Raw genomic sequence first — 22,532 nt, 5'->3', positions numbered from 1 at the left:
CACAGAGGACTTCGGCCATGACTGCCAACAAATCCATCACTGAACGTATCTTCCAGGCCATCGGTTTCGAACTGCTGGCGATCCTGATCTGTACCCCGTTGCTGGCGTGGATCATGGGTAAACCGCTGGTCGAAATGGGCGCCGTCACTATCGCCATCGCGATGCTGGCCCTGGGCTGGAACGTGGTGTTCAACGGCTTCTTCGACCGTATGCTCAAACGCTGGAACATCGCCCACAACGCCTGGGTGCGAGTGGCGCACGCGCTGCTGTTCGAGGGCGGGTTGATCGTGATGGGCGTGCCGCTGATTGCCTGGTGGCTGTCGGCCAGCCTGTGGCAGGCGTTCCTGCTCGACATCGGCGTGCTGCTGTTCTTCCTGCCGTACACCTACATTTACCACTGGGGTTATGACGTGGTGCGCGAGCGGCTGGTGATGCGCAGCGTTTGCCAGAGCTGAAAGTAAAAAATCGCCGCCTGTGAGGGCTGCGATTTTTTTTGTCCGGGCTTTGTTCGGGCTTACAGAAACATCCCGCCCGACGCCTCAATCCGTTGACCATTGATCCACTGCGCCCCCGGCGACAGCAACAATGCCAGCGCACCGCCAATGTCATCCGGCTGCCCGGCCCGGCCCAGCGCGGTGTTGCTGGCGACCATCGCGTTCAGCGCCGAATTGTCGCGCACCGCGCCGCCGCCGAAGTCGGTTTCGATGGCGCCCGGTGCCAGGATATTCACGGCGATCTGCCGCGCACCCAGCTCCTTGGCCTGATAACGGGTCAGCACTTCCATCGCGCCTTTCATCGCCGCGTAGGCGGCATAACCCGGCAGGGTGAAACGCGCCAGACCGCTGGAGATGTTAATGATCCGCCCGCCATCGTTGATCAGCGGCAGCAGTTGCTGAGTCAGGAAGAACGGCCCTTTCAACTGCACGTTCATCAGCAGGTCGAACTGCTCCGGCGTGGTGTCGGCGAAGGAGGCATGCACGCCAATCCCGGCGTTGTTGATCAGGAAATCGAAGCGCGGACGCTCCAGCTGTTGCAGCGCTTGCTCGACCCGCACGGCGAAATCGGCAAAGCCTTCGCTACGGCCGACATCCAATTGCAGCATTACGGCGTTGGCGCCGAGGGATTTCAATTCAGCGACCAACGACTGCGCTTCATCGGCGCGGCTGTTGTAAGTGCCGATAATGTCTACGCCTTGCGCGGCGAGGTGCAGGGCGGCGTTCTTGCCGAGGCCACGGCTGGCACCGGTGATCAATGCGATTTTGCGGTTCATGGGTCTTCCTCGAAGGCAGTGACGGTTGATGGAGCTCAGTTTATTTATCCGCTATGAGGTGATAAACAGACTGAAACCGGAATCACTGGTCGGATTGTCCGAACAATCAATAGGTGGCCCATGAACAAACTGGAACTGCTGCGCACCTTCGTCCGGGTCAGCGAATTGTCGAGTTTTACGATGGCGGGGGAGAGTCTCGGGCTGCCGCGCTCGACGGTGTCCGAACAGGTGCAGGCGCTGGAAAGCCTGCTCGGCACGCGTCTGTTGCAACGCACCACGCGCAAGGTCCAGGCGACTCAGGACGGCCTCGCGCTGTATGAGCGGAGCAAGGATCTGCTGTCGCACATGGACGAAATCGAGAACCTGTTTCGCCAGGACGAAGCGTCGCTGACCGGGCGGATCCGGGTCGATATGCCGAACATTCTGTCGCGGCGGCTGATCATGCCGAAGCTGCCGGAATTCATGGCCCGTCATCCGAACCTTGAGCTGGAAATCAGCAGCACCGATCGCCGGGTCGACCTGCTCGCCGAAGGCTTCGATTGCGTGGTGCGCATCGGCGCGCAGCCCGATCAATCGGTGGTGGCGCGGCACCTGGGGGACTTCAGCATGATCAACTGCGCCAGCCCCGCGTATCTCGAGCGCTACGGCGTGCCGCAAACGCTTGAGGATCTGGCGCAGCATCGGCTGGTGCATTACGTCGGTGTGCTGGGTTCGCGTTCGGAAGGGTTTGTTTACGAGCAGGACGGGCAAGTGCATCGCGTGCCGATGGCCGGCAGTGTGACGGTCAACAGCACCGATGCCTACGAGTCGGCGTGCCTAGGTGGATTCGGTCTGATTCAGGTGCCGCGTACCGGCATGAACACCTATCTGGATACCGGCGAGGTGGTGACGGTGCTGCCGCAATACACCGCGCCGGCGATGGGCATTTCACTGTTGTACGCGAGGCAGCGGCATCTGCCGTTGCGGGTGCGGGTGTTCATGGACTGGCTGGGGGATTTGATTCGTTCGACGCTCTGATTTCTGCCGCAAATCCCTGTGGGAGTAAAGGCTCTCACAGGGATTCGGCTGGATCAGAAGATCTGGGTAAACAACCAATACAAACTGCCCGACAGCAGAATCGCCGCCGGCAAGGTCAGCACCCACGCCATCAGCAGATTGCGGATGGTCTTCATCTGCAGGCCGCCACCGTTGGCGACCATGGTCCCGGCCACGCCCGAGGACAACACATGAGTGGTCGACACCGGCAGGCCGAACATGTCGGCGGCGCCGATGGTCAGCATCGCCACGGTTTCCGCCGAAGCGCCCTGGGCGTAGGTCAGGTGGGTCTTGCCGATCTTCTCGCCGACCGTGACCACGATCCGCTTCCAGCCGACCATGGTGCCCAGCCCCAAAGCAATCGCCACCGCGATCTTCACCCACAGCGGAATAAACCGCGTGGCGTTGTCGATCTGTTGCTTGAACAGTTGCAGTTTGCCGGTGGTGTCGGCGTCGAAGGTGCCGACCTTGTTCTTGTCCATCAGGCGAATGGTTTCGCTGGCCAGGTACATGTCGTTGCGCACGTTGCCCATGGCCTCGGCCGGGACTTTCGCCAGCGAGCCGTAGCCTTTGACTTCTTCACCGATGTGCCCGGTCAGGGAGGCGAGGGCCGGGATCAGTTGCGGCGTGGCTTCCTTGCTGCGCACGTAGTCGGAGAGCACTGCGCGTGGATCGGCCGGTGCCGGCAGCGGCGCGCTTTTCACCAGCGCTTGCTGGGTCACCTGGGCGACAGCGGCGAATTGCAGCGACTGTTCTTCCGGCATGGTGCGGTTCAGCGCATAAGCCATCGGCAGGGTGCCGACCAGAATCAGCATGATCAGGCCCATGCCTTTCTGGCCGTCGTTGGAGCCGTGGGCGAAGGACACACCGGTGCAGGTCAGGATCAGCAGACCACGAATCCACCACGGTGGCGGGGTGTTGCCTTCCGGTGCCTTGTACAGCGAACGGTTCTTCACGAACGCGCGCAGCGCCAGCAGCAACAGCGCCGCACAACCGAAACCCACCAGCGGCGACAGCAGCAGCGCGTAACCGATCTTGGTCGCTTGGGCCCAGTCCACACCGCTGGTGCCGTCGCGGCCGTGCATCAAGGCATTCGCCACGCCGACGCCGATGATCGAACCGATCAGCGTGTGCGACGACGAGGCCGGCAGGCCCAGCCACCAGGTGCCGAGGTTCCACAGGATCGCTGCGATCAGCAGGGCGAAAATCATCGCGAAACCGGCGGACGAACCGACTTGCAGAATCAGCTCCACCGGCAGCAACGCAATGATGCCGAACGCCACCGCGCCGCTCGACAGCAGCACGCCGAGGAAGTTGAAGAACCCCGACCAGACCACCGCAAAATGCGGCGGCAGCGAATGGGTGTAAATCACCGTGGCCACGGCGTTGGCGGTGTCGTGGAAACCGTTGACGAACTCGAAGCCCAGCGCAATCAACAGCGCCACTCCGAGCAGCAGGAACGGCGTCCAGGTGGTGACCACCGTGCCGAGTTCGTGCATGTCGTGCATCAGGCTGTAGGCGGTGAACAGCAGCCCCATCGCCAGCACCGCGAAAAACACTACGTAGGTGAACGGGCCGGTTTTCTTGTCGAGGGCCGGCCTGCCACTGGCAGCGGGGGCCGGGCTGGCGGTCAGGGAGGGAGTAGCCATGGGAGGACAATCCTGAGCGGGGGAAGGAATGTCGCCCATGATCGTTGCTAAATATTACAGAGAGGCTGCGACAGATCAGTGTTTGGGTTTTTAGCTTCACCGCTGATCTGAAGGCGGTGATCGTTCCCACGCTCCGCGTGGGAATGCATAAGGTGACGCTCTGCGTCACAGGGACGCGGAGCGTCCCGGGCGGCATTCCCACGCGGAGCGTGGGAACGAGCGGCAGGGGCGGTCGGCGCTTAGTAATCCCGCCGCTTGCGAAACGCCCAGCGCCCGGCAATCACGGTGAACGTCGCCACCAGCGCCACCAGAATCCAGAAACCTTCCGGATCGGTGGCCAGCGGCACACCGCCGACGTTCATGCCGAAAAAACCGGCAATGATGTTGATCGGCAGCGCCAGCACCGTGACCACGGTCAGGGTGAACAGCGTGCGGTTGCTTTGTTCGTTGAGGTTGGCGGCGATCTCTTCCTGCAACAGCTTGATCCGCTCGCCGAGGGCGGTGAGGTCGTTGATGATCAGCGCGAACTCCTCGGTGGATTTGCGCAGCTCTTTCACGTCTTCCTTCTGCAGCCACGGCGGCGGGCGGTTGAGCAGGCGCAGCAGCGAACCCGGCTCCAGCGCCAGCAGCCGTTGCAGGCGCACCAGCACTCGTCGGTTGGCGCCGAGTTCGGCGCGGTTGGTCGAAAGTCGCGAGGAGAGCAATTCGTCCTCGACCTGATCGACGCTCATGCTGGTCTTGCGCACGATCTGGGTCAGCACTTCGCCCTGATCGCGCAGCAAGTGCACCAGCAGTTCGAGCGGCGAACGAAAGCACTCGCCGGACTTCACCGACGAACGCAACTTGTCCACCGAGTGCAGCGGTTGCAGACGCGCACTGACGATCAGTTTGCTGCGCACACAGACCCACAGCGTCGACACGTCCGACGACACCATGCTGCTGAGGTTGAACACCACATCGTTGACCACCGCCAGCAACGCCGAATCGACATGCTCGATGCGGGTCGAGCGCGAACCTTCGTGCAGCGCTTCGAAAAACTCTTCGGGCAATTGCAGATGGCTTTTCATCCAGCGCTCGCACGCGGCGTGGGCCAGGTTCAGGTGCAGCCAGAGAAATTCATCGCCCTCGCTGTCGTCCTGCAGGCAGCGCAGGGCGGTCGCCGAATCCACCTCGCGCCCACGTTCGCCGGGGCGAAAACGAAAGCCGTAAAGCAGGCCGAACAGGTCAGGATCACGATGACTGATATCGAGGCTGTGGTTCATGAAGGCTCGCTGCGAGGAGGCGTCTGTCGCGGGATTTGCAGATTCACCTGAGCCGCAGCATCGCAATGTCACATGACGGTTGTGTGACGGCAGGGTGACGTGAAATCCGACCGGCCAGTGACTGTGTACCGGTTCGGTTACCGAGTCGGTACACAGTCGATCTCAATTCGTGCAGACCGCCGCCGATGCCCGGTTATCTATAACCGGCATTGGAGATTTCCCATGGTCAGCATCACGTCTGTTTCGATCAATCAGACCGTTACCACGCCCACCAGCAAAACCTCGATTGCCGACACCGGTGACGACACCTCGACCACCGCGGCGGCCAGCACCGGCGTGAAAGCCGACACCAGCAAAGTCGCGGCGGGCGGCGGGGCGGCGCCGGCGGGGGACAGCAGTTCCAGCAGCGATGAATCGGACACCGTGAAAGAACTGCGCAAGCAGATTGCCGAGTTGCAGAAGCAGTTGCAGGAAGAGCAAAAGGCGCTGCAAGCGGCTCAGGCGAAGCAGGAAAGCCAGGATGCCAAGGCGGCGGATGTTGCGGCGGCGCAGTCGCAGATCGCGACGACGTCGGCTTCGTTGCAGACGGCGACGGCGGCGTTGTTGGCGGCTTTGCAGGATTCGGATTCGAGTACGTCGGGCTCGCTGGTCAGCACCTCCGCATAAATTGCAGACACAAAAAAGCCGCACAACCCAAAAGTCGTGCGGCTTTGATTTATCAGCCAATCAAGTGTCCTGCTTGTCGCTCAGCACCTTGCCAGTGGTCGCATCGAAGTCCACATCGAACTCCTTGCCATCAGCAGTACGCAATTCAACTTCGTACTCATAACCATTGAAGTGATTATCCAGGTCGGTATCGGTAATGGTCGCGCCCGGATGCAGTTTCAGCGCTTGTTCGTTCATCGACTCCAGCGACTTGATCTTGCCTTCCTTGACCAGTTGCGGGATCTGGTCAACGCGAACGTCAGCCTGGGCCAGGCCAGCGGTGAGGGTCAGGGCGGCAGCGGTAAACAGGGCAGTCAGGGTTTTCATCGGTTATTCCTTTGGGTGATTCGTTTAAGTGAGTTCAGGTTAATCGCCGCAACTTAACTCACCCTTAAAAAACCCCGACCGGTTTGCGTCGTTTGTTCAATTGCGGTTCTGCGCAAACTTTCATGCTTAGCCTTCGATAAATGGAGGTGAGCATGAAACGCATCTTTTCGTGGCTGTACGCGCCGTTGTTCTGGGTTGGATTTATTGGCGGCGGAATTGGGCTGGCGGGGTATTCGCTGTTGTGGTTGTTGCCGCTTTTTGTTTTAGCGCTGACGGTGTCGTTCGCGGGTGAATGGCTGTTGCCTTATGAAGTGAACTGGAACCGACCCGCCGGTGACCGTCGGCGCGACATCCTGCACGCGCTGGTCAACGAAGCGCTGAATGCCCTCGGCCTGCTGGCATTGCCGGGGCTGGTGGCGCTGCTGGCGATTGACGGTGCGTGGCCGTCGAGCTGGCCGCTGTGGCTGCAAGTGGCGCTGGCGATTTTCATCGCCGATGCGGGCGTGAGTCTGATGCATTACGCCAGCCATCGCGTGCCGTGTATGTGGCGGCTGCACGCGATTCATCACAGCGTCGAGCGGCTCTACGGGTTCAACGGTTTGATGAAGCATCCGCTGCATCAACTGCTGGAGGCGACGGCGGGGTTGTTGCCGTTGCTGGTGTTGGGCATTCCGTCCGAGGTGGCGGTGTTGCTGGCATTCGCCATTGCGATCCAGCTGTTGTTGCAGCATTCGAACGTCGACATGCGTATTGGCCCGTTGCGCTGGATTTTCGCCTGGGCGCCTCTGCACCGATTTCATCACATGAAGTACGGGCGCGCCGGTGACGTCAATTTCGGGCTGTTCTTTACCCTGTGGGACTGGCTGTTGGGCACTGGGTTTTGCACTAAGGATTACCGGATCGGCGAGGGCGATCTGGGCATCGGCAGTCGTCCGGATTTTCCCCGTGACTACGTGGCGCAGTTGCTCGATCCGTTCGAGCCGGCAGCGTTGGGCAACGAACCGAAAGTGCCGGAGGGCTTGAGACGTTGAGTCAGTCCAGCAAGCGCAATTCGATGTGCTGCAACGCCTGACGCGCGGTGACACCGAAGAGTTTTTTCAGGCTGCGGGAGAAGTGTGCGGAGTCGGCAAACCCGGCGGCGTGTGCGGCCTCGGTCACCGGGCTACCCGCCAGAATCGCCGCCATCGCCAGCCGCAACCGGCGCCACAGCACTAGCCGCCGCACCGGCAAACCGACCTGACTGACGAACAACCGCTGCAACTGGCTCAGCGACACATGGGCGGAATCGGCCACAGCGCTGGCGGCGACTTTGCTCGACAGCGAGGCATCGACATTGGCGAGGGCCCGTTCGATTCGCGGGTCATTCAGAGGGCGACGCGGGCATTGGCCAATGGCGAGATCCAGCGCCGGCAGCGACCACTCGATGTCGAACAGCGCATCGCGCAATGTCTCGGCATCAAACCGCAATGGTTCGGCGTAAACGGTGAACACAGGATCCGGTGCCTCGACAATCGCATGCCGGGTCTGCGAGGCAATCAGCAGGCGGGAAGTGGTGACGGGGTTGTCCTCGACCAACACCGTCACCGGGCGGTCAGGGGCAAGAATCAGTTGGTGGGCATAGTGGGAGTGGGGCGCAGTGCGCCCCGACATCCCGTGGATCAGGCCATGGTCGTGCCCCAGCCAGAGGCGGCCTGTCCACGGGGTGTCCGGTTGCATCAGAAGCCGTTGTTCTTCAACACCTGATCCACACTGGCGGCCGGGCGTTTGTAGAATTTCAGCAGTTCGCTGGCGCGGTTGGTGAAGATGCCGTCGACACCAGAGGCCATGACTTTTTCGAAGTCCACCGGCTCATCCACTGTGTAGACGTGCACCAGCAGACCCTTGTCGTGGGTGTACTTGTTCATCCATGGCTGCACCAGATCCGAATAGCTCTGATCGCCGCCGTGGGTCAGCTTCGCCGAAGGGCCGGTGCCGATTGCACCCTGGGCCTTGGCGTAGTCGATCCATTGCTTGAACTCGGCTTCGGATTTCGGCTCCTGCTTGCCGTAAAACGCGTTCTTGTCCTTCTCGCCGGATTCGGCAAAGGTCACTTTGGATTTCGGCTCGATGCTGCCTTCGCCGACCCACAGCAACAGGATCTTCGGCACCTGCGGCATTTCCTTTTGCAGCATTTCCAGGCTGCTCTTCTCGAAGGTTTGCAGGATCACCTTGCCGTTGCTTTCGCCGACACTGGCGACGTTTTTAGCCGGTTTGGCGCCCGCCGGGATCAGCCAGCCGCGGGCCTGGAGTTTTTCCTTCAGGTCATGTTCGATCCCCGGGAACAGCTTCGGCTCCTTGGTTTCGATGTACAGGCCCGGCTTGTGCTTCGGATTGGCCCGGGCGATGTCGATGATTTCGTCGAGGGTCAGAATCTTCAGACCGACGTAGGACGGCCGCGCGCGATCCGGGTACTTGGCGTTGTACCAGCTGCCGGCGTCGAGGGTTTTCAGTTCGGCCATGGTGAAGGCATTGGCCGGGCTGTCCTTGCGCTCCGGAAACTTGGTGGCAACGTCGGTGGTGCGCTGTAGGTTGTCGTCGTGCAGGGCGAACAGCACGCCGTCCTTGCTGCGCTGCAAGTCCATTTCCAGGTAATCGGCCCCCAGGTCGCGCGCCAGTTTGTAGGACGCAGCGGTGGATTCCGGGGCATCGAAGGACGCGCCACGGTGGGCGATCACCGCCGGGTGCGGAATGCCCTCGGAGGCAGCGAGCGCAACCGGGTTTGGCTGGCTGGCGGCGTGGGCCTGACCGAAGCCGAGCATCAGGCTCAGCAGCAGAGCGCTTTTGGTAAACGTGGCGGGCATGTCGAGGTCCTTTCGCAGGTATTTTCGAAGATGTCCCTTTTAGCAACTCAAACGAAAACGTGCTATCGCAAGACCGACATAAACGTACTGAAAGCGAAAATTTCCGCACTTTTGTGCGTTTGTTTGCAGTACGCTTGGCCACGGCAACCGCCCCGGTAGAGGGTGTGCCTCAATGCCCTGCGTGTAAACCTTGGATCACTCTTGTGAGGTTTACCATGCGCATCACATCGCAACTCATCTGCCAGGCCGCCGACGACCTCAAAGGCTTCGTCGGCCTCAACCGCAAGACCGGCCAGTACATCGTGCGCTTCAGTGAGGACTCGTTCGGCATGGACGTGGCCGATGACGGCATCATCCCGTGCAGCGAATTTGTCTGGGCACCGACCACCGAACAGACCATGACTCTCAAGCGTGAGCTGATCCAGTTATTGCTGAATCAGAACATCGATGACCGGATCAACATCACCGAGCCGTTGCGCGTTTACATGAGTAAACGCGAAGTGCCGGAGATTGAGGCGATGCGTAGTCTGGTGAGGGGCTGAGGTTCTGCTGTGACTGTTCCGGCCCCTTCGCGGGCAAGCCCGCTCCCACAGGTACCGCGTGATCTTGAGAAGTGGGAGCGGGCTTGCCCGCGAAAGGGCCAGTGAGTACACCTCAATACTCACTGGCCGAACCGATACTCCCGCTCCACCCGACACACTCGCGTCTGAAAAGCCGAATACCACTCAGCCCGCCCACGCGCCTGAATCACCCGGTGCTCCGGATGCACGCGCCAGGCGAGAATCGCCGCCTCACTCTCCCAGTACGAAACCGTAATCCCCACTCCGTCTGCCCCACGGATCGAATCGATACCGAGAAACCCCGGTTGCTCGGCAACCCGTTGCATCATGCGCTCGGAGGCTTCGGCATAGCCGTTGTCACCTTCGGTGCGGGTCGAAGTGAAGATCACGGCGAAACACTCAGTGTTCGGTTTCATCGACATTGCTCCGAGCAGGCTTCAACAAACGCCCGCACCAGTGGCGGCAATTGCCCCTTGAGCGCCGCACGTTCCGGCTGGAACAGCGTGGCGACGAAGAACACATGGTTTTTCAGTTCGATGGCGCGCAGATCGCCTGCCGAATCGTGCCCCACGGCGTGTAGTTCATGGGTCAGCAACTCCCGTTCGAACTGCGGATTTACACCGTAGCGGCAGCGATAGCCTTCACGAATCTCCGACGTTTCGTACGCCTTGGCGATCAACGAACCGGGCACCAGATGAATGCTGTCCACCGCTTCCACCAGCGAGCAGGTCAGCGGTGTGAGCACTGCGCGGCTCGAGTCAGGTGAAGTTTCGCCATGTTCGGCGTCGACCCAGCCCAGCACGTTGCGGGAAAACTCCAGTACGGCATGTTGAAAACCGCCGCAGGTGCCGAGGAAAGGGCGCTGCTGCTCGCGGGCAAAACGGATGGCTCGCAGGGCTCCGTCTTCGCTTTTGTAGGGGCTGGCCGGCACACACCAGAAACCGTCGAATGGTTCCAGCGGCGTCTCGGGCAGGATTCGGTCGGTGGCCAACCATTCGAATTCGACCGGACGGCGAAGGTGTTCCGCCGCCAGTCCTAGGGCTATCGGGATGGCCTGGTGGGCAGTGACTTGCGGATCGAAATCACCGATCAGGGCGATGCGCAGGGCTCTGGATTCCATGAGTACTCGCTGTGCTTGTTGAGGGACGAAGCTCACTATAGATTGGCGTTCACGCACTCTAAATTGGCGTTTGCCCAAGTGATCAATGCAGCCACGCAATACCAACTTGATTTCCCGGATCTGGCCCTGATCCTCGCTTTAGTGCGCGGAGGCTCTCTGGCCCGGGCCGCGCAGCTGTTGAAGGTCGATGTATCGACGGTGTTTCGCGCCGTACGCCGACTGGAGGCTTCACTCGGTCAGCAACTGTTCGAAAAAAGCCGCGCCGGTTATCTGCCCACCAGCCTCGCGCAAACCCTGGCCGAGCAGGCCGAACGTGCCGAGCAGGCACTCGAAGCTGCGCGTATTGGTGTGGAGCAGGGCGGCGAAGTAGTCAGCGGCACGGTGCGCCTGACCTGTACCGATTCGGTGTTGCAAGGTCTGCTGCTGCCGGCGCTGGCGCAGTTCATGCCGAACTATCCGGCGCTGACCATCGAGCTGAGCACTTCCAATGATTTCGCCAACCTCAGCCGCCGCGATGCCGACATCGCCCTGCGCCTGACGCGTACACCGCCGGAGCATCTGGTCGGACGGGAGCTGGCGAAGATTTCCTACCGGGTCTGCGCCAGTCAGCGTTATCTACAAAATGTTGAAGCGGCCGATCTGGCAGCGCTGACGTGGATCGCCCCGGACGACTTTCTGCCCGATCACCCGACCGTCGCCTGGCGCCGCCAGCAATTGCCCGGTGTGACGCCGAGCTATCGCTGCAACAGCATGCTGTCCGTGACGGAGTTGGTCCGCGCCGGACTGGGCGTAGCGGCGTTGCCGGACTTTCTCATCAACGAAGGGCTGCAAGCCTTGAGCGAACCCTTGCACGGTTACGACACCGCGCTGTGGCTGCTGACCCGCCCGGACTGCCGCGCATTGCGCTCGGTGGTCACGCTGTTCGATGAACTGGGGCGGGCGCTGCGTTTGCCGTGATCGTGTTTAACCCGGCGCCCGGTCATTGGCGAACATGCTCACAGCTTCCACTGCTTCGCTGGCGCCGTCGCGGATCTGCAAAATCACCGTGCCGGCCTGATTCGCCAGTTCGACACCTTGCGCCGCGCGACCTTGGGTGCCCTCCATGCTCTTGATCGCCTGACGAGTTTCGCTCTGGATCAGGCCGATCATGTTGGAAATTTCCGCTGTCGAGCCGCTGGTGCGCGCCGCCAGCTGCCGCACTTCATCCGCCACCACGGCAAAGCCACGACCCTGCTCGCCGGCACGGGCGGCTTCGATGGCGGCATTCAGGGCCAGCAGGTTGGTCTGATCGGCAATCGCGCGAATAGTGTTGACGATGGCGGTGATCTGTTCGGAGCGCTCGCCCAGTTGCGCGATCAAGGTCGAGGATTCGGCAATGTCGTCGGCGATGTCGCGCATTTCACTGGCCGCTTGCTGGATCACTTGCGTACCTTGCTCGGCGACTTTTCGGGTGGCGACGGAGATGTGATAGGCGGCGCTGGCGCTGCGTGCATCCTGCTCGTGCTGCTCGACGCGGGCGGTGACGTCCGAGGCGAACTTCACCACTTTGCACAATCGGCCAGCAGCGTCATAAACAGGGTTGTAGTTGGCTTCGAGCCACACGGTCTGACCGCGTTTGTCGATGCGTTCGAATTGGCCCTGAAACAGTTCGCCCTGATTCAACCGGCGCCAGAAATCCTGATAGGCGCTGCTGTTGACCAGTTGCGCGGGGCAGAACAAACGGTGATGTTTGCCTTTGAGTTCGGCGAGGGTGTAGCCCATGCGCGTCAGAAAATTCTGATTGGCGGTGAGGATATTGCCGTCGAGATCGAATTCGATCACCGCCATGGCGCGGTCGATCGCCTGCAATTTCGCATTGGCTTCGCTTTCCTGCTGCACTTTGGCGGTGACATCCATGGCGTACTTGACCACTTTGACCACGCGGCCCGAGTCATCCTTGATCGGGTTATAGCTGGCCTCGAGCCAGATCGGGCGGCCCTGGCTGTCGATGCGTTCAAAGGTGCCAGACTGGAACTGGCCACTTTTCAATCGCGACCACAACTCGGTGTACTGATTGCCACGGGCAAACTCTGGCGAGCAGAAGTGGCGATGGGCCTGGCCGATCACCTGTTCGCGGGTGTAACCCATGGTTTTCAGGAAGTTGTCGTTGGCGCGCAGAACCACACCGTCGACGTCGAATTCGATCACTGCCATGGAGCGGTTGATCGCCTCCAGCAGGCCGGCTTGTTGGTTGATGGTGTCTTGGAGATCGACGAGGGCAGTCTTGTGACGGTTGAAAATCATGCTCATGGCACTCTGGAAATAGGGCTGGAGGTGGGTTCCCTGTTTCCGCGTCAGCCAGCCAGATATATCAATGGCTGGAAGCAGTGTGCCAGCATCCCGGCTGGCGAATTCACTTATACAAAACTTTATAAACTTGTACAAGAAATCGATTTTTCTCAATTTTGTACAAGTTTTTTCAAGCGTTGGATCGACTCAACGCTACGCTGATTGTGTTACGTCCCGTGTGCTTGGCCGCGTATAGCGCCTTGTCGGAATCGTCGAACCACTCAAGGGCGTCGGCGTAAGAAGCTTGATAACGGGCGAGGCCGATGCTCAGGCTGACGCGCAGCTCGGGGACGTCGCAATGGCGGTAACGATCCATTCCCTGACGCAGTCGCTCCATCAGCGCTTCGGCTTTGTTCAGCGGCAGGTTGGGCAGGATCACGCAGAATTCGTCGCCGCCATACCGCCCGGCCAGCTCGCTTTCATCGAGCACGAATTTCAGCTCGCGGCTCAATTGCCGCAGCACCGCATCGCCGACGATGTGTCCGTAACTGTCGTTGATCGACTTGAAATGATCGATGTCGATCAGCGCCAGAATGGCTTGGGAATTGTGCTGCCGACATTGCTGGAACTTGAGGTGTAGCAGGTCTTTCCAGGCGCCGTGGTTGAGCAGGCCGGTCAGGCTGTCGGTGCGGCTCAGGGCGCTCAAGCTGCGTTTGTGCTCGGCGAGTTTGATCGCCAACCGGTAACAGACCATGCCCAGCGCCAGCGGATAAAGCGTCAGCATCGGCAGGCAGGCCCAGACCTGAGTCTGCGTGGCCGTCAGGGTGAAATGGACGCCGAACACTGACCAGCCCAGCAGCACGCCGATCACCTGGGCGAGGGCGCCGAGCAGGAACAGACGCTGGCCGCCGGCGGCCACGTTGTTCATGGTCATCATCGACAGGATGGTCACGGTGGTCAGCGGATTGAACTGGAAACACGCGGTCCAGAATCCGCCGCACACCGAGTCATAGAGCAGGTTGCGGCGTTCGGCGCGGTAGGGGAAAGCCGAGCGGGTCGAGCATTGATAGGCCACGTGCGGCCAGAGAAAACCGTTGAACAGCAACAACGCCCAGAGCCAGCCCGGCATGTTCAACGGATACAGCGCGGCGCCGACACTGAAGAAACCGATGCCCAGTCCGATGGCCCTTGGCAAGTAAATGCGTCTGGCGAATGACAAGCCTTTGCCGCGTTGGTTTTCCATGGTGTTCTGCGCCAGATTCATTCTGAAACACTTTGTAGTGTAATTCTTCAGACTGACCGTTCATCGGCCAATGACAGACATTGTCATTTATTCCAGCGGGAAATTTCAGTGTCCTTGTGAGCCATTTACCGTGGCGCAGGCCCAATCTAGAGCTGATAGCAAGCCAGGAACATGTCCAGTGCAGAGTCGACCACGGCATTTTGCGCTGTGCTGTCGAGCGAGGGCTGGCCCATGGATATCTGCGGCCAGAAGGCAAAGGTCTTCAGCAATCCCTGCACCTGATGCGCGGCGAACTCCGGATCGACCGGTTTCAGCCGACCGTCCGCCTGGGCTGCGCGAATCCACACGGTCACGCTTTCCTCACGTTCGCCCATGCGCGCCACCATGTTCTGCGCGCGCTCCGGCGAGTGGATCGCGGCCGCGATGGCGACGCGGGCCAGATTCATGAAGTTGTCGTCCGCCATCATCTGCAGTTTGGCCAGCAGCATCGTTCGCAATTGATCGCGCAAGGGCTGATCAGGCTGATACGACACGGCTTGCTCGGTGCTGATCCGTGCCCACAACTGGTTGAGAATTTCGGCGAACAGCTCTTCCTTGCTCGGAAAATGGTTGTACACCGTGCGCTTCGATACCCCGGCAGTGGCCGCGATCTTGTCCATGCTGGTGACCTCGAAACCGTTGGTTCGGAATTCGGCGATCGCGGCCTGGATGATGGCTTCGCGTTTACGGTCGGTGAGTCGCTGGGGAGCTGTCATAAATTCGATTCGGCAGGAAAAGGGTGAAATTACACTAGGCAGTTTACTTGTCATCAAGTTTGATGCAACCTAGAAACTACACCGGTCAGTGTAATGTTGCGTTAATCGGTGCAACCTAAAACCAGATGTCCGGCTGATGCGTGCGTGCCTTGGCCATTTATCGTCCCACCGTGGAAAGCCGTGAATTGCGCGGTGTTTCCGGAGTCATTCAGTCATGGCCAAATCCATTGCTTCTGCGGGCAGTCAAACCCCTGAACCTTCGCGTCAGGCCGAAGGCGTATTCCGCAACCACGCGCCGGTGCAGCGCGAAGGTGTGCGCAAGATGCTGCGGATCATGTGGAACATGATCTTTCACAAACCGCGCAACACCCGGCCGGCGGCGGCCATTCCGGTGCAGCCACTGACCCGCGCGGACCTGATCGCGGCGCCCAACCACAGCGTCTATCGCCTCGGCCACTCGACCTTGCTGCTCAAACTGCAAGACAAGTTCTGGATCACCGACCCGGTGTTCGCCGAGCGTGCCTCGCCTGTTCAATGGGCCGGGCCGAAACGCTTTCACCAGCCACCGATCAGCATCGATGAATTGCCGCCGATCGAAGCCGTGATCCTGTCGCATAACCACTACGACCACCTCGACTACGAAGCAGTGTTGAAACTGGCGGACAAGGTCAACGTGTTCCTGACTCCGCTGGGGGTTGGCGACACCCTGGTCAAATGGGGCATTGATGCCAACAAGATCCGCCAGTTCGACTGGTGGCAAGGCACCGAAGTCGCCGGCATCCGCTTCATCGCCACCCCGTCGCAGCACTTCTCCGGACGTGGCCTGTTCGACGGCAACCAGACGTTGTGGGCTTCGTGGGTGATCATCGATGGCGACACGCGAATTTTCTTCAGCGGTGACAGCGGCTACTTCGACGGTTTTAAACGCATTGGTGAACAGTTCGGTCCCTTCGATCTGACCCTGATGGAGACGGGTGCCTACAACGTCGAGTGGCCTTACGTGCACATGCAACCGGAAGAAACCCTGCAGGCCCACATCGACCTCAAGGGCCGCTGGCTGTTCCCGATCCACAACGGCACGTTCGACCTGGCAATGCACGCCTGGCATGAGCCCTTCGACCGCATTCTTGCTTTGGCCTGGGAGCGTAGCGTGTCGATCACCACGCCGAAAATGGGCGAGGCATTCAACCTGATGCAACCGCAACGTGGGGACGCGTGGTGGTTGGAAATGGAACAGGAGATGTCAGAAAAAGGGCGCGTTGCTTGTAGCGGCTACAAGGCTGGGTGAGTTTTCCTACCAGCACTGGTTCTTGTTGCTGACAGCCGTTTCCTGCGGCTTCGGTAGGCTTGGTCGCGAGTGAAATGACTCACTCGTGATTGGCTTAAACAAGGACTAGAAAATGAAAATTCGCTTTAAACGCAGCGCGAACACGCTGGCGCAGGCCATCCTGCTTTCGCTGACCAGCAGCGCCGCTTTCGCGGCGCCCTCCAGTGCAACACTTGAATACGCCAGCGCCAGCGAGCTGAGTGCAATGATGGTCAGCAACGAACTGACCTCGGTCGCACTGGTTCAACATCTGATCACGCGCATTGCGGATCTGGACAAGCAAGGCCCGACACTCAACGCCATCATCGAAATGAACCCTCAGGCTCTCGACATCGCGACCGTGATGGATGAAGAGCGTGCGCAAGGCAAACTCCGTGGTCCGCTGCATGGCATTCCTGTTCTGTTGAAGGACAACTTCGATACTGCCGACAGCATGCAAACCAGTGCCGGCTCGTTGGCCATGGTCGGGCAACCGGCAGCTCAAGATGCATTTACGGTTAAACAACTGCGCGATGCCGGCGCCATTCTGTTGGGCAAGGCCAACATGAGCGAGTGGTCAGGGATGCGTGATATGGCCGTGCCCTTGGGGTGGAGCGGGCGCGGCGGCCAGGGGAAAAATCCTCATGTGCTGAGTGAAAGCACCTGTGGTTCCAGTTCCGGCCCGGCGGCAGCGGTCGCCGCCGGTTTCACTCCGCTGGCGTTGGGGACTGAAACCAATGGTTCGATCAGTTGCCCGGCGTCGGCCACCGGTGTGGTTGGCGTCAAACCGACGCTGGGATTATTCAGTCGTTCCGGCATCGTGCCGATCACCCGCTTGCAAGACACGCCGGGCACGCTGACCCGCACCGTGCGGGATGCCGCGCTGCTGTTCAATGTCATGCAAGGCATTGACACCTCGGACAGCGCGACTGCCGATGCCCCAACTGGCGTTGACTACACCGCACTGCTTTCCAGTGAAGCCTTGAAAGGCAAACGGATCGGTTATCCGATTGCGTACACCGGGTCCCACGATATGGTACTGAAGCCGAGTCTGGAGATGCTTGCCGCCATGGCCACCCTGGAAGAGCAGGGCGCTACGCTGGTCCCGCTGACTGTGCGTCTGCCGGACATCGATGACTACGTTAACGGCCTGATGGGTGGCATGAAGCACGAACTGCCCGAATATCTCGCCAGCCGCCAGGGACTGCCGATCAATTCATTACAGACGCTGATCGACTTCAACCAGGCCAACCCCGGTGAGGAGCAACACGGCCAGCAGACGCTGGAGGCCATCAACGCATCGGCGCTTTCCCATCAGGAGGCGACCGCACTGATTACCACCATCAGCCAGAACTTCAAAGACGCTATCGATGAGCAGGTGCGTGAGCACAATCTGGATGCCCTGTTCGCCGAATCGGACGGCTTTTCCCAGTTCTCCGCCGCCACCGCAGGCTACCCGGCAATCACCTTGCCCTCGGGCATAAGCGATGACGACACGCCGACCTCCGTGTTCTTTTACGGCCAGCAGTGGAGCGAGCCACAGTTGTTTGCCATGGCGTACAGCTACGAACAGGCTTCGATGGAACTGCGTCATCCGGGGTTCAAGGATTAAACTCCTTGCTGGCACTGTGTTGTCTTCGAATATTTGAAGCACTGCCGTATCAAGCGAACACCACCTCAATTCGGCCCTCTTTGCGAGAGCGGGGGGCCGGTTTGACCACAATCTGCACATCTCGGCCGAGGTGGGAAAGGCATTCCATCATCTTGGCTTCACTGATTCCGCGGAATTTTCCTCTCAGCATTTCGGACAGCTTGGGTTGTGACAGCCCCAAAATTTCAGAAGCTTGAGATTGAGTGAGATGACGCGCTTTGATGATTTCACCGATCTTTGCGGAAAGCTGTGACTTGATCCTCATCTCATTGGCGTTTGGTATCTCTAGATCCTCGTAGATGTTCCCGCTGCTTTCTTCGATTCCAATCAATTTCGAGTTCCTTCCGCGTGTGGGCCGACCTCAACGGGTCTTTTTAATCAGCCATTGCATAAGTTTCGTGATCAACCGACGTGGGCATCGCACCTCTGACATTCCCCCCACGCCCCGGCGCAAACCCCGGAAAGAACACCAACCCCTGCGCCTCAAACCGATAGGTCAACGCCAGCCGCACCTCATCCGCCACGTCCTGCTGCGCTTCGAATCGCTGAATGTCGTCTACTGAAACCTTGGCCTCTCGCGACAACTGTTCAACGCTCCAGCCCAACATCCCTCGGGCCTGGGCGCAATGGGTCGGGGTGAACTGGAAAAGGGCGATACGTTCGAGGATGAGGTTCATCGCTGAAGAGGCCATGGTGTGCTCCGGGCTCGAGAGTGCTGATGGAAAATGTACTGTGTTTTTGTACAGTTGTTTTCGGCCGGGATCAAACGCATTTTTTGATTTGCCCTAGTTCGCCGCCTCCAACCAGACGGACGGTGCCTGACCGAGGATCCGGCGGAACATCGTCGAGAACGCCGCCGGGCTGTCATAGCCGAAATCCAGGGCAATCCGCGTCACCGCTTCACCCGCCGCCAGACGTGCCAGCGCCAATACCACGCAGGCGCGCTGGCGCCATTGACTGAAACTCAGGCCGGTCTGCTGACGAAACAGTCTGTTGAAGGTGCGTAAGCTTACGTGCAGCTGATCGGCCCAATGCTGGGGTGATTGGTGGGCATTCGGCTGATGCAGAAAGGTCTGACACAGTTCGAGCAGCCTTCCGTCAGACGGCAGCGGGATATGCAACGGCAACGGTGCACTGCGCACCAATTCATGCAGCAACAAATCGACCAGCACGCCGTCACGCCCGGCAAGGTCATAGGTCAGCGGCAACTCCACGGCCTCCATCAGCAAGTGCCGCATCAACGGCGACACACTGATCACCTGGCAACGCTCACCCAGATCCACTGCCCCCGGCTCGATATACAAACTGCGAGTGCTGACCCCGAGCATCAACACCTCATGCGCCACCCCCGGCGGAATCCACACCGCTCGCTGCGGCGGCACCACCCAGTTGCCGTCATGCGTGCTGACCTGCATCACCCCGGTCGCGCCGTACAACAATTGCGCCCGCCGATGCGTATGACGTGGCAACAGATAGCCGTGGGAATAATCCGTACCGATCGCCACCACCGGGCGCGGCGTGTCATCCAGCAGATTGATCGAAACATTGCGCATCGAGCGGCACCCAGCAGTTGGCGTAAACGCAAACATTATTGGCTGACTTGCTGAAGCAGGCCAAGCGCCGCCGCTCTATCGTCGACCGCTCCCAAACAACGGACGACACGCCATGTTCTACCTCCTGCTGACACTCTTCGGCTGCCTGACCGGCGTCACCGCCGTGCTCTTCGGCTTCGGCGGCGGCTTCGTCGTCGTGCCACTGCTGTACCGCATGCTCACCGCGAGCCACGGCGCCGATGACCCGATCAGCCAGTCCGCCATGCACATCGCCGTCGCCACCTCGACCTGCGTGATGATCGTCAACGCCCTGGTCGCCACCGGCAAACATCGCCGCGCCGGCAACCTCATCCGTGATTACCTGTGGCCCTTGGGCGGGTTCATCGGATTGGGCGCGGTCGTCGGTGCAATCGCCGCGGTGTGGGTCAGCGGCGAAGTCATTCGTTATGCCTTCATCGCCTACCTCGGCGTGACGATTGTCGATTGCCTGCTGCGACGCGGATTTCTTACGCAGTCTGAAGGTGTCATCCCACGACAATTGGGAACGCTGGAAACGTCCGGCGGTGGTGTAGGCATTGGCGCCATCGCGACCTTTCTCGGTGTAGGAGGAAGCGTCATGACCGTGCCGTTATTGCGGCGTTGTGGGTTGAGCATGTCGCAGGCGACGTCGATGGCCAACCCGTTGAGCGTGCCAGTGGCGCTGGCGGGAACGCTGACGTACATGCTGTTGGCGGGGTACAGCGAGACAGAACTCGGGCCGTGGTTTGTCGGGTATGTGGATCTGCTGGCGTTTGCGGTGCTGACGCTGGGCTCGATGCTGGGGATTCGACTGGCCACACGGTGGATCGGGCGGATACCGGATCGGGTGCATGCTTGGGTTTATATTGGATTGTTGGTTATTGTGATGGTGGTAATGTCGGTTAAGTAGCCGTCAATCGACAGCCCCATAATCGACCACTTCCAGTATTTATTAGAGATCAAGGATGCTGATCTTCAACTGCACCGAAGCTGCCAGCAAATTCTTCAGCCGCGTTCACCAGGGCAAAAAAATCACCCCGGTGGATTTCGCCCCGCCGTCATCAACCATCGAAGATGATGAGATGGACAGTGGTGTCGAACAGTGGCTGGTGCATGCGATCACCGTGCAACGAAAGCATGTGCTGTTCGCCATGCATATCAAGACTCGCTATTGCATGGTTTTCGCCGACATGAAAAAGGCCGATCTGGATGCATTTGTGGGGCAATTCGCTGATCGCTGGTTCAACGGTGTAATGCTTCATGCAACCCATCACGGGCTCTCCGAATGGATTGATATTGAACCGTTGATTGAGCGATTCCAGTGGATGTGTCGACCGCAGCAGTTATATCGCCGCAGCCATCGCAGCGCACAAAAACACATCGATGAAATTGCCTGGGTCTTCCAGGACAAGGCCGCAGGGGCCGGTTGTTTACCGCCTGATGAAGTCGCATCCATGGTGTTTGATGCACAGATGAACGACACCCCGAGAAACAGCAAGGGCGTCAAGGGTTACTACTATCCGGATGAGGAAATGACCGTTCATTGGCTTCGTCGTTATTGCGCTCTGGATGAGGACGAAGTTCAAGCGGCCAAGACGCGCCGCATGCAAGTGTATCGGGAGATCGCAGCAGTCGAGCGCGAAGCCTGGCTGGAAGAGTACAACCGACAAAACTCGATTACTTAAACAACCCCCGCCATAATCCGCCCCGCATTTACCAGCGCCGGCACTCACGTCCCGGCGCGACCTCCGACTCACTCAGGGATCGATCCATGCTCAAGGGACTGTTGCGCCTGGCGCCATATGCCGCCGTGCTGTTTTCACTGCTTTCCACCGCTCAGGCTGACGATGGCAGACGTGTGTTCACCGGCACGCTGGGCAAGACGCCGATTGTGGTTGAGCTCAATACGCAGCAGCAGGACGAAGTGACCGGCCGTTACTTCTACGAGAAGTACCACCGCGACTTGCCCCTTAGCGGGGCATTGCAGGACACCACTCTGACGCTGGTCGAAGGCAACAATCGTTACGGCGACGACAAGCCGTTGCCGACCCTCAAGCTGGAAGAAACGGCCGACGGCTGGCAGGGCGAATGGCAAAGCCCTCAGGGCAAAAAGCTTGCGGTGCAACTCTCCGAGGCCAAACTTGCGGCGCCGGTCTCCACAACTTTGCCCTTCATCGCCACGCTGCCCGCCAGCGAACCGTACGAATATCTGCGGCTACAGGGGCTCAAGCTCAAAGCCACGAAGAAAGAAGATTTCATGGGCTACACCCTGCAATGGTGGACGGAGCCCGAGTCGAAGATTGCCTTGTTTACCGTGGAGTCCGGCCTGCCAAAAGATGACCTGCAGCGGGTCAACCAACAGTTGCTCGGGCGCTTGTGGAGCGAAGTCATCAGCTATCACGGCTGCCAGTTGCAGGGCGGGGAAAACGTCGAGTTCATGCAGCAGGCAGAACCGCAATTGATCTCGCCAGCCGTGGTCAGCCTGAACATCTCGACCAGTTATTACTGCGGCGGCGCACATCCGGACTTCGGCGATTCGCCGCTCAACATCGACGTGAACACCGGCCATTCGTTGTCGCTGGAAGATGTGTTGTGGGTAGGTGAGGGCAAACCACTGCTGCACGCCGAGCGCGATAGTCTGGGCGATCAGCCGCTGAGCGAAAAAGAAAGTGCAGCGCGCTCGACTTACCAGCGCGAAGTGCTGGTGCCGTGGCTGATCAAACAACTCACTGCGCTGTACCCCGAGGAAATGAAGAAACCAGCGGAGGGCGATGAGGACAGTTGCGACTATACCGATGAAAGCATCTGGGGTTATCCGTCCTGGCACTTCACCCCGAAAGGTCTGTACCTGGGCGCCTACTTCGCTCGCGTCGCCCGCGCCTGCGATGCGCCGGACTGGTCGATCCTGCCGTACTCCCTCATCAAACAACACCCCGGCGCCGTCAATCTGCAACTGCCCCAGGGCTGACC

25 protein-coding genes are annotated in these 22,532 nt (G+C 59.8%); 11 read left to right on the top strand and 14 right to left on the bottom strand.

The genetic code is table 11. The annotated features are described in order from the left end of the window. Positions 1-17: 17 nt before the first annotated feature. On the top strand, positions 18-455 hold the full coding sequence (locus LOY31_RS22230; RefSeq protein ID WP_258712219.1) for a multidrug/biocide efflux PACE transporter: 438 nt from the start codon (positions 18-20) through the stop codon (positions 453-455). Between the two features lie 59 nt (positions 456-514). Here LOY31_RS22230 and LOY31_RS22225 read toward each other — a convergent pair whose 3' ends face one another. Then, positions 515-1,270, bottom strand: coding sequence for an SDR family NAD(P)-dependent oxidoreductase (locus tag LOY31_RS22225; RefSeq protein WP_258712218.1), 756 nt, complete (start codon positions 1,268-1,270; stop codon positions 515-517). Positions 1,271-1,390: 120 nt separating this feature from the next. Here LOY31_RS22225 and LOY31_RS22220 point away from each other — a divergent pair, with 120 nt between their 5' ends. Then, positions 1,391-2,287, top strand: a complete 897-nt coding sequence (locus tag LOY31_RS22220) for a LysR family transcriptional regulator (RefSeq protein ID WP_007951094.1) — start codon at positions 1,391-1,393, stop codon at positions 2,285-2,287. Between the two features lie 53 nt (positions 2,288-2,340). Here LOY31_RS22220 and LOY31_RS22215 read toward each other — a convergent pair whose 3' ends face one another. Both LOY31_RS22215 and LOY31_RS22210 read right to left on the bottom strand, forming a co-directional pair. Next, entirely contained in the window at positions 2,341-3,954 is a 1,614-nt protein-coding gene (locus tag LOY31_RS22215) for an inorganic phosphate transporter (protein ID WP_258712217.1), read from the bottom strand. Between the two features lie 239 nt (positions 3,955-4,193). Next, positions 4,194-5,216: a transporter gene (locus LOY31_RS22210; protein WP_085606510.1), complete on the bottom strand. Its 1,023-nt coding sequence runs from the start codon at positions 5,214-5,216 to the stop codon at positions 4,194-4,196. A gap of 222 nt (positions 5,217-5,438) precedes the next feature. On the opposite strand from LOY31_RS22210, the gene LOY31_RS22205 reads away from it, so the two are divergent. Then, complete coding sequence (locus LOY31_RS22205) at positions 5,439-5,882, top strand: hypothetical protein (protein ID WP_085606509.1); 444 nt, start codon at positions 5,439-5,441, stop codon at positions 5,880-5,882. A 60-nt stretch (positions 5,883-5,942) separates the two neighbouring features. On the opposite strand, the gene LOY31_RS22200 is transcribed toward LOY31_RS22205, so the two are convergent. After that, complete coding sequence (locus LOY31_RS22200; protein WP_011335562.1) at positions 5,943-6,248, bottom strand: PepSY domain-containing protein; 306 nt, start codon at positions 6,246-6,248, stop codon at positions 5,943-5,945. A gap of 152 nt (positions 6,249-6,400) precedes the next feature. On the opposite strand from LOY31_RS22200, the gene LOY31_RS22195 reads away from it, so the two are divergent. Beyond that, entirely contained in the window at positions 6,401-7,279 is an 879-nt protein-coding gene (locus LOY31_RS22195; RefSeq protein ID WP_258712216.1) for a sterol desaturase family protein, read from the top strand. Between the two features lies 1 nt (position 7,280). On the opposite strand, the gene LOY31_RS22190 is transcribed toward LOY31_RS22195, so the two are convergent. Further along, positions 7,281-7,964, bottom strand: coding sequence for a helix-turn-helix domain-containing protein (locus LOY31_RS22190; protein WP_258712215.1), 684 nt, complete (start codon positions 7,962-7,964; stop codon positions 7,281-7,283). Continuing rightward, a complete protein-coding gene (locus LOY31_RS22185) occupies positions 7,964-9,088 on the bottom strand; it encodes a glycerophosphodiester phosphodiesterase (protein WP_258712214.1) in 1,125 nt (374 codons plus the stop codon). Before LOY31_RS22185 ends, LOY31_RS22190 begins: the two co-directional genes overlap by 1 nt. 215 nt (positions 9,089-9,303) lie before the next feature. On the opposite strand from LOY31_RS22185, the gene LOY31_RS22180 reads away from it, so the two are divergent. After that, entirely contained in the window at positions 9,304-9,630 is a 327-nt protein-coding gene (locus LOY31_RS22180; RefSeq protein WP_258712213.1) for a DUF2025 family protein, read from the top strand. 119 nt (positions 9,631-9,749) lie between these two features. On the opposite strand, the gene LOY31_RS22175 is transcribed toward LOY31_RS22180, so the two are convergent. Next, a complete protein-coding gene (locus LOY31_RS22175; protein WP_258712212.1) occupies positions 9,750-10,064 on the bottom strand; it encodes an antibiotic biosynthesis monooxygenase in 315 nt (104 codons plus the stop codon). Continuing rightward, the gene (locus LOY31_RS22170; RefSeq protein WP_258712211.1) at positions 10,061-10,768 is read right to left on the bottom strand and encodes a CTP synthase; all 708 of its coding nucleotides are present in this window, start codon (positions 10,766-10,768) and stop codon (positions 10,061-10,063) included. The genes LOY31_RS22175 and LOY31_RS22170 overlap by 4 nt, the downstream gene beginning before the upstream one ends. A 15-nt stretch (positions 10,769-10,783) precedes the next feature. On the opposite strand from LOY31_RS22170, the gene LOY31_RS22165 reads away from it, so the two are divergent. Continuing rightward, positions 10,784-11,725, top strand: coding sequence for a LysR family transcriptional regulator (locus LOY31_RS22165; protein WP_258713627.1), 942 nt, complete (start codon positions 10,784-10,786; stop codon positions 11,723-11,725). 6 nt (positions 11,726-11,731) lie between these two features. Here the strand turns inward: LOY31_RS22165 and LOY31_RS22160 are convergent, their stop codons facing one another. From LOY31_RS22160 to LOY31_RS22150, 3 genes are all read right to left on the bottom strand, one after another. Further along, entirely contained in the window at positions 11,732-13,051 is a 1,320-nt protein-coding gene (locus tag LOY31_RS22160) for a PAS domain-containing methyl-accepting chemotaxis protein (protein ID WP_085607017.1), read from the bottom strand. A gap of 175 nt (positions 13,052-13,226) precedes the next feature. Continuing rightward, positions 13,227-14,279 carry a diguanylate cyclase gene (locus LOY31_RS22155; protein WP_085607015.1) on the bottom strand — a complete coding sequence of 351 codons (1,053 nt, stop codon included), beginning with the start codon at positions 14,277-14,279 and terminating at the stop codon, positions 13,227-13,229. A 146-nt stretch (positions 14,280-14,425) separates the two neighbouring features. Continuing rightward, a complete protein-coding gene (locus LOY31_RS22150) occupies positions 14,426-15,034 on the bottom strand; it encodes a TetR/AcrR family transcriptional regulator (protein WP_258712210.1) in 609 nt (202 codons plus the stop codon). A 214-nt stretch (positions 15,035-15,248) separates the two neighbouring features. Between LOY31_RS22150 and LOY31_RS22145 the strand changes: the two genes are divergently transcribed. Together LOY31_RS22145 and LOY31_RS22140 are read left to right on the top strand one after the other, a co-directional pair. After that, positions 15,249-16,322, top strand: coding sequence for an MBL fold metallo-hydrolase (locus tag LOY31_RS22145; RefSeq protein WP_258712209.1), 1,074 nt, complete (start codon positions 15,249-15,251; stop codon positions 16,320-16,322). Between the two features lie 112 nt (positions 16,323-16,434). Beyond that, positions 16,435-17,952: an amidase family protein gene (locus LOY31_RS22140; protein WP_258712208.1), complete on the top strand. Its 1,518-nt coding sequence runs from the start codon at positions 16,435-16,437 to the stop codon at positions 17,950-17,952. 49 nt (positions 17,953-18,001) lie between these two features. On the opposite strand, the gene LOY31_RS22135 is transcribed toward LOY31_RS22140, so the two are convergent. From LOY31_RS22135 to LOY31_RS22125, 3 genes are all read right to left on the bottom strand, one after another. Continuing rightward, a complete protein-coding gene (locus tag LOY31_RS22135) occupies positions 18,002-18,322 on the bottom strand; it encodes a helix-turn-helix domain-containing protein (protein WP_085606488.1) in 321 nt (106 codons plus the stop codon). A 43-nt stretch (positions 18,323-18,365) separates the two neighbouring features. Further along, on the bottom strand, positions 18,366-18,683 hold the full coding sequence (locus LOY31_RS22130; protein ID WP_258712207.1) for an XRE family transcriptional regulator: 318 nt from the start codon (positions 18,681-18,683) through the stop codon (positions 18,366-18,368). 93 nt (positions 18,684-18,776) lie between these two features. After that, positions 18,777-19,544: a helix-turn-helix domain-containing protein gene (locus tag LOY31_RS22125; RefSeq protein WP_258712206.1), complete on the bottom strand. Its 768-nt coding sequence runs from the start codon at positions 19,542-19,544 to the stop codon at positions 18,777-18,779. Between the two features lie 112 nt (positions 19,545-19,656). Here LOY31_RS22125 and LOY31_RS22120 point away from each other — a divergent pair, with 112 nt between their 5' ends. From LOY31_RS22120 to LOY31_RS22110, 3 genes are all read left to right on the top strand, one after another. After that, positions 19,657-20,472: a sulfite exporter TauE/SafE family protein gene (locus LOY31_RS22120; protein ID WP_258712205.1), complete on the top strand. Its 816-nt coding sequence runs from the start codon at positions 19,657-19,659 to the stop codon at positions 20,470-20,472. 55 nt (positions 20,473-20,527) lie between these two features. After that, positions 20,528-21,247, top strand: coding sequence for a DUF6933 domain-containing protein (locus LOY31_RS22115; RefSeq protein ID WP_258712204.1), 720 nt, complete (start codon positions 20,528-20,530; stop codon positions 21,245-21,247). A gap of 86 nt (positions 21,248-21,333) precedes the next feature. Further along, on the top strand, positions 21,334-22,530 hold the full coding sequence (locus tag LOY31_RS22110) for a hypothetical protein (RefSeq protein ID WP_258712203.1): 1,197 nt from the start codon (positions 21,334-21,336) through the stop codon (positions 22,528-22,530). Positions 22,531-22,532 lie beyond the last annotated feature (2 nt).

The sequence above is a fragment of the Pseudomonas sp. B21-021 genome (assembly GCF_024749205.1).
Classification (GTDB): Bacteria; Pseudomonadota; Gammaproteobacteria; order Pseudomonadales; family Pseudomonadaceae; genus Aquipseudomonas; species Aquipseudomonas paraglycinae.
This window is presented reverse-complemented; position numbering and strand designations above follow the sequence as displayed.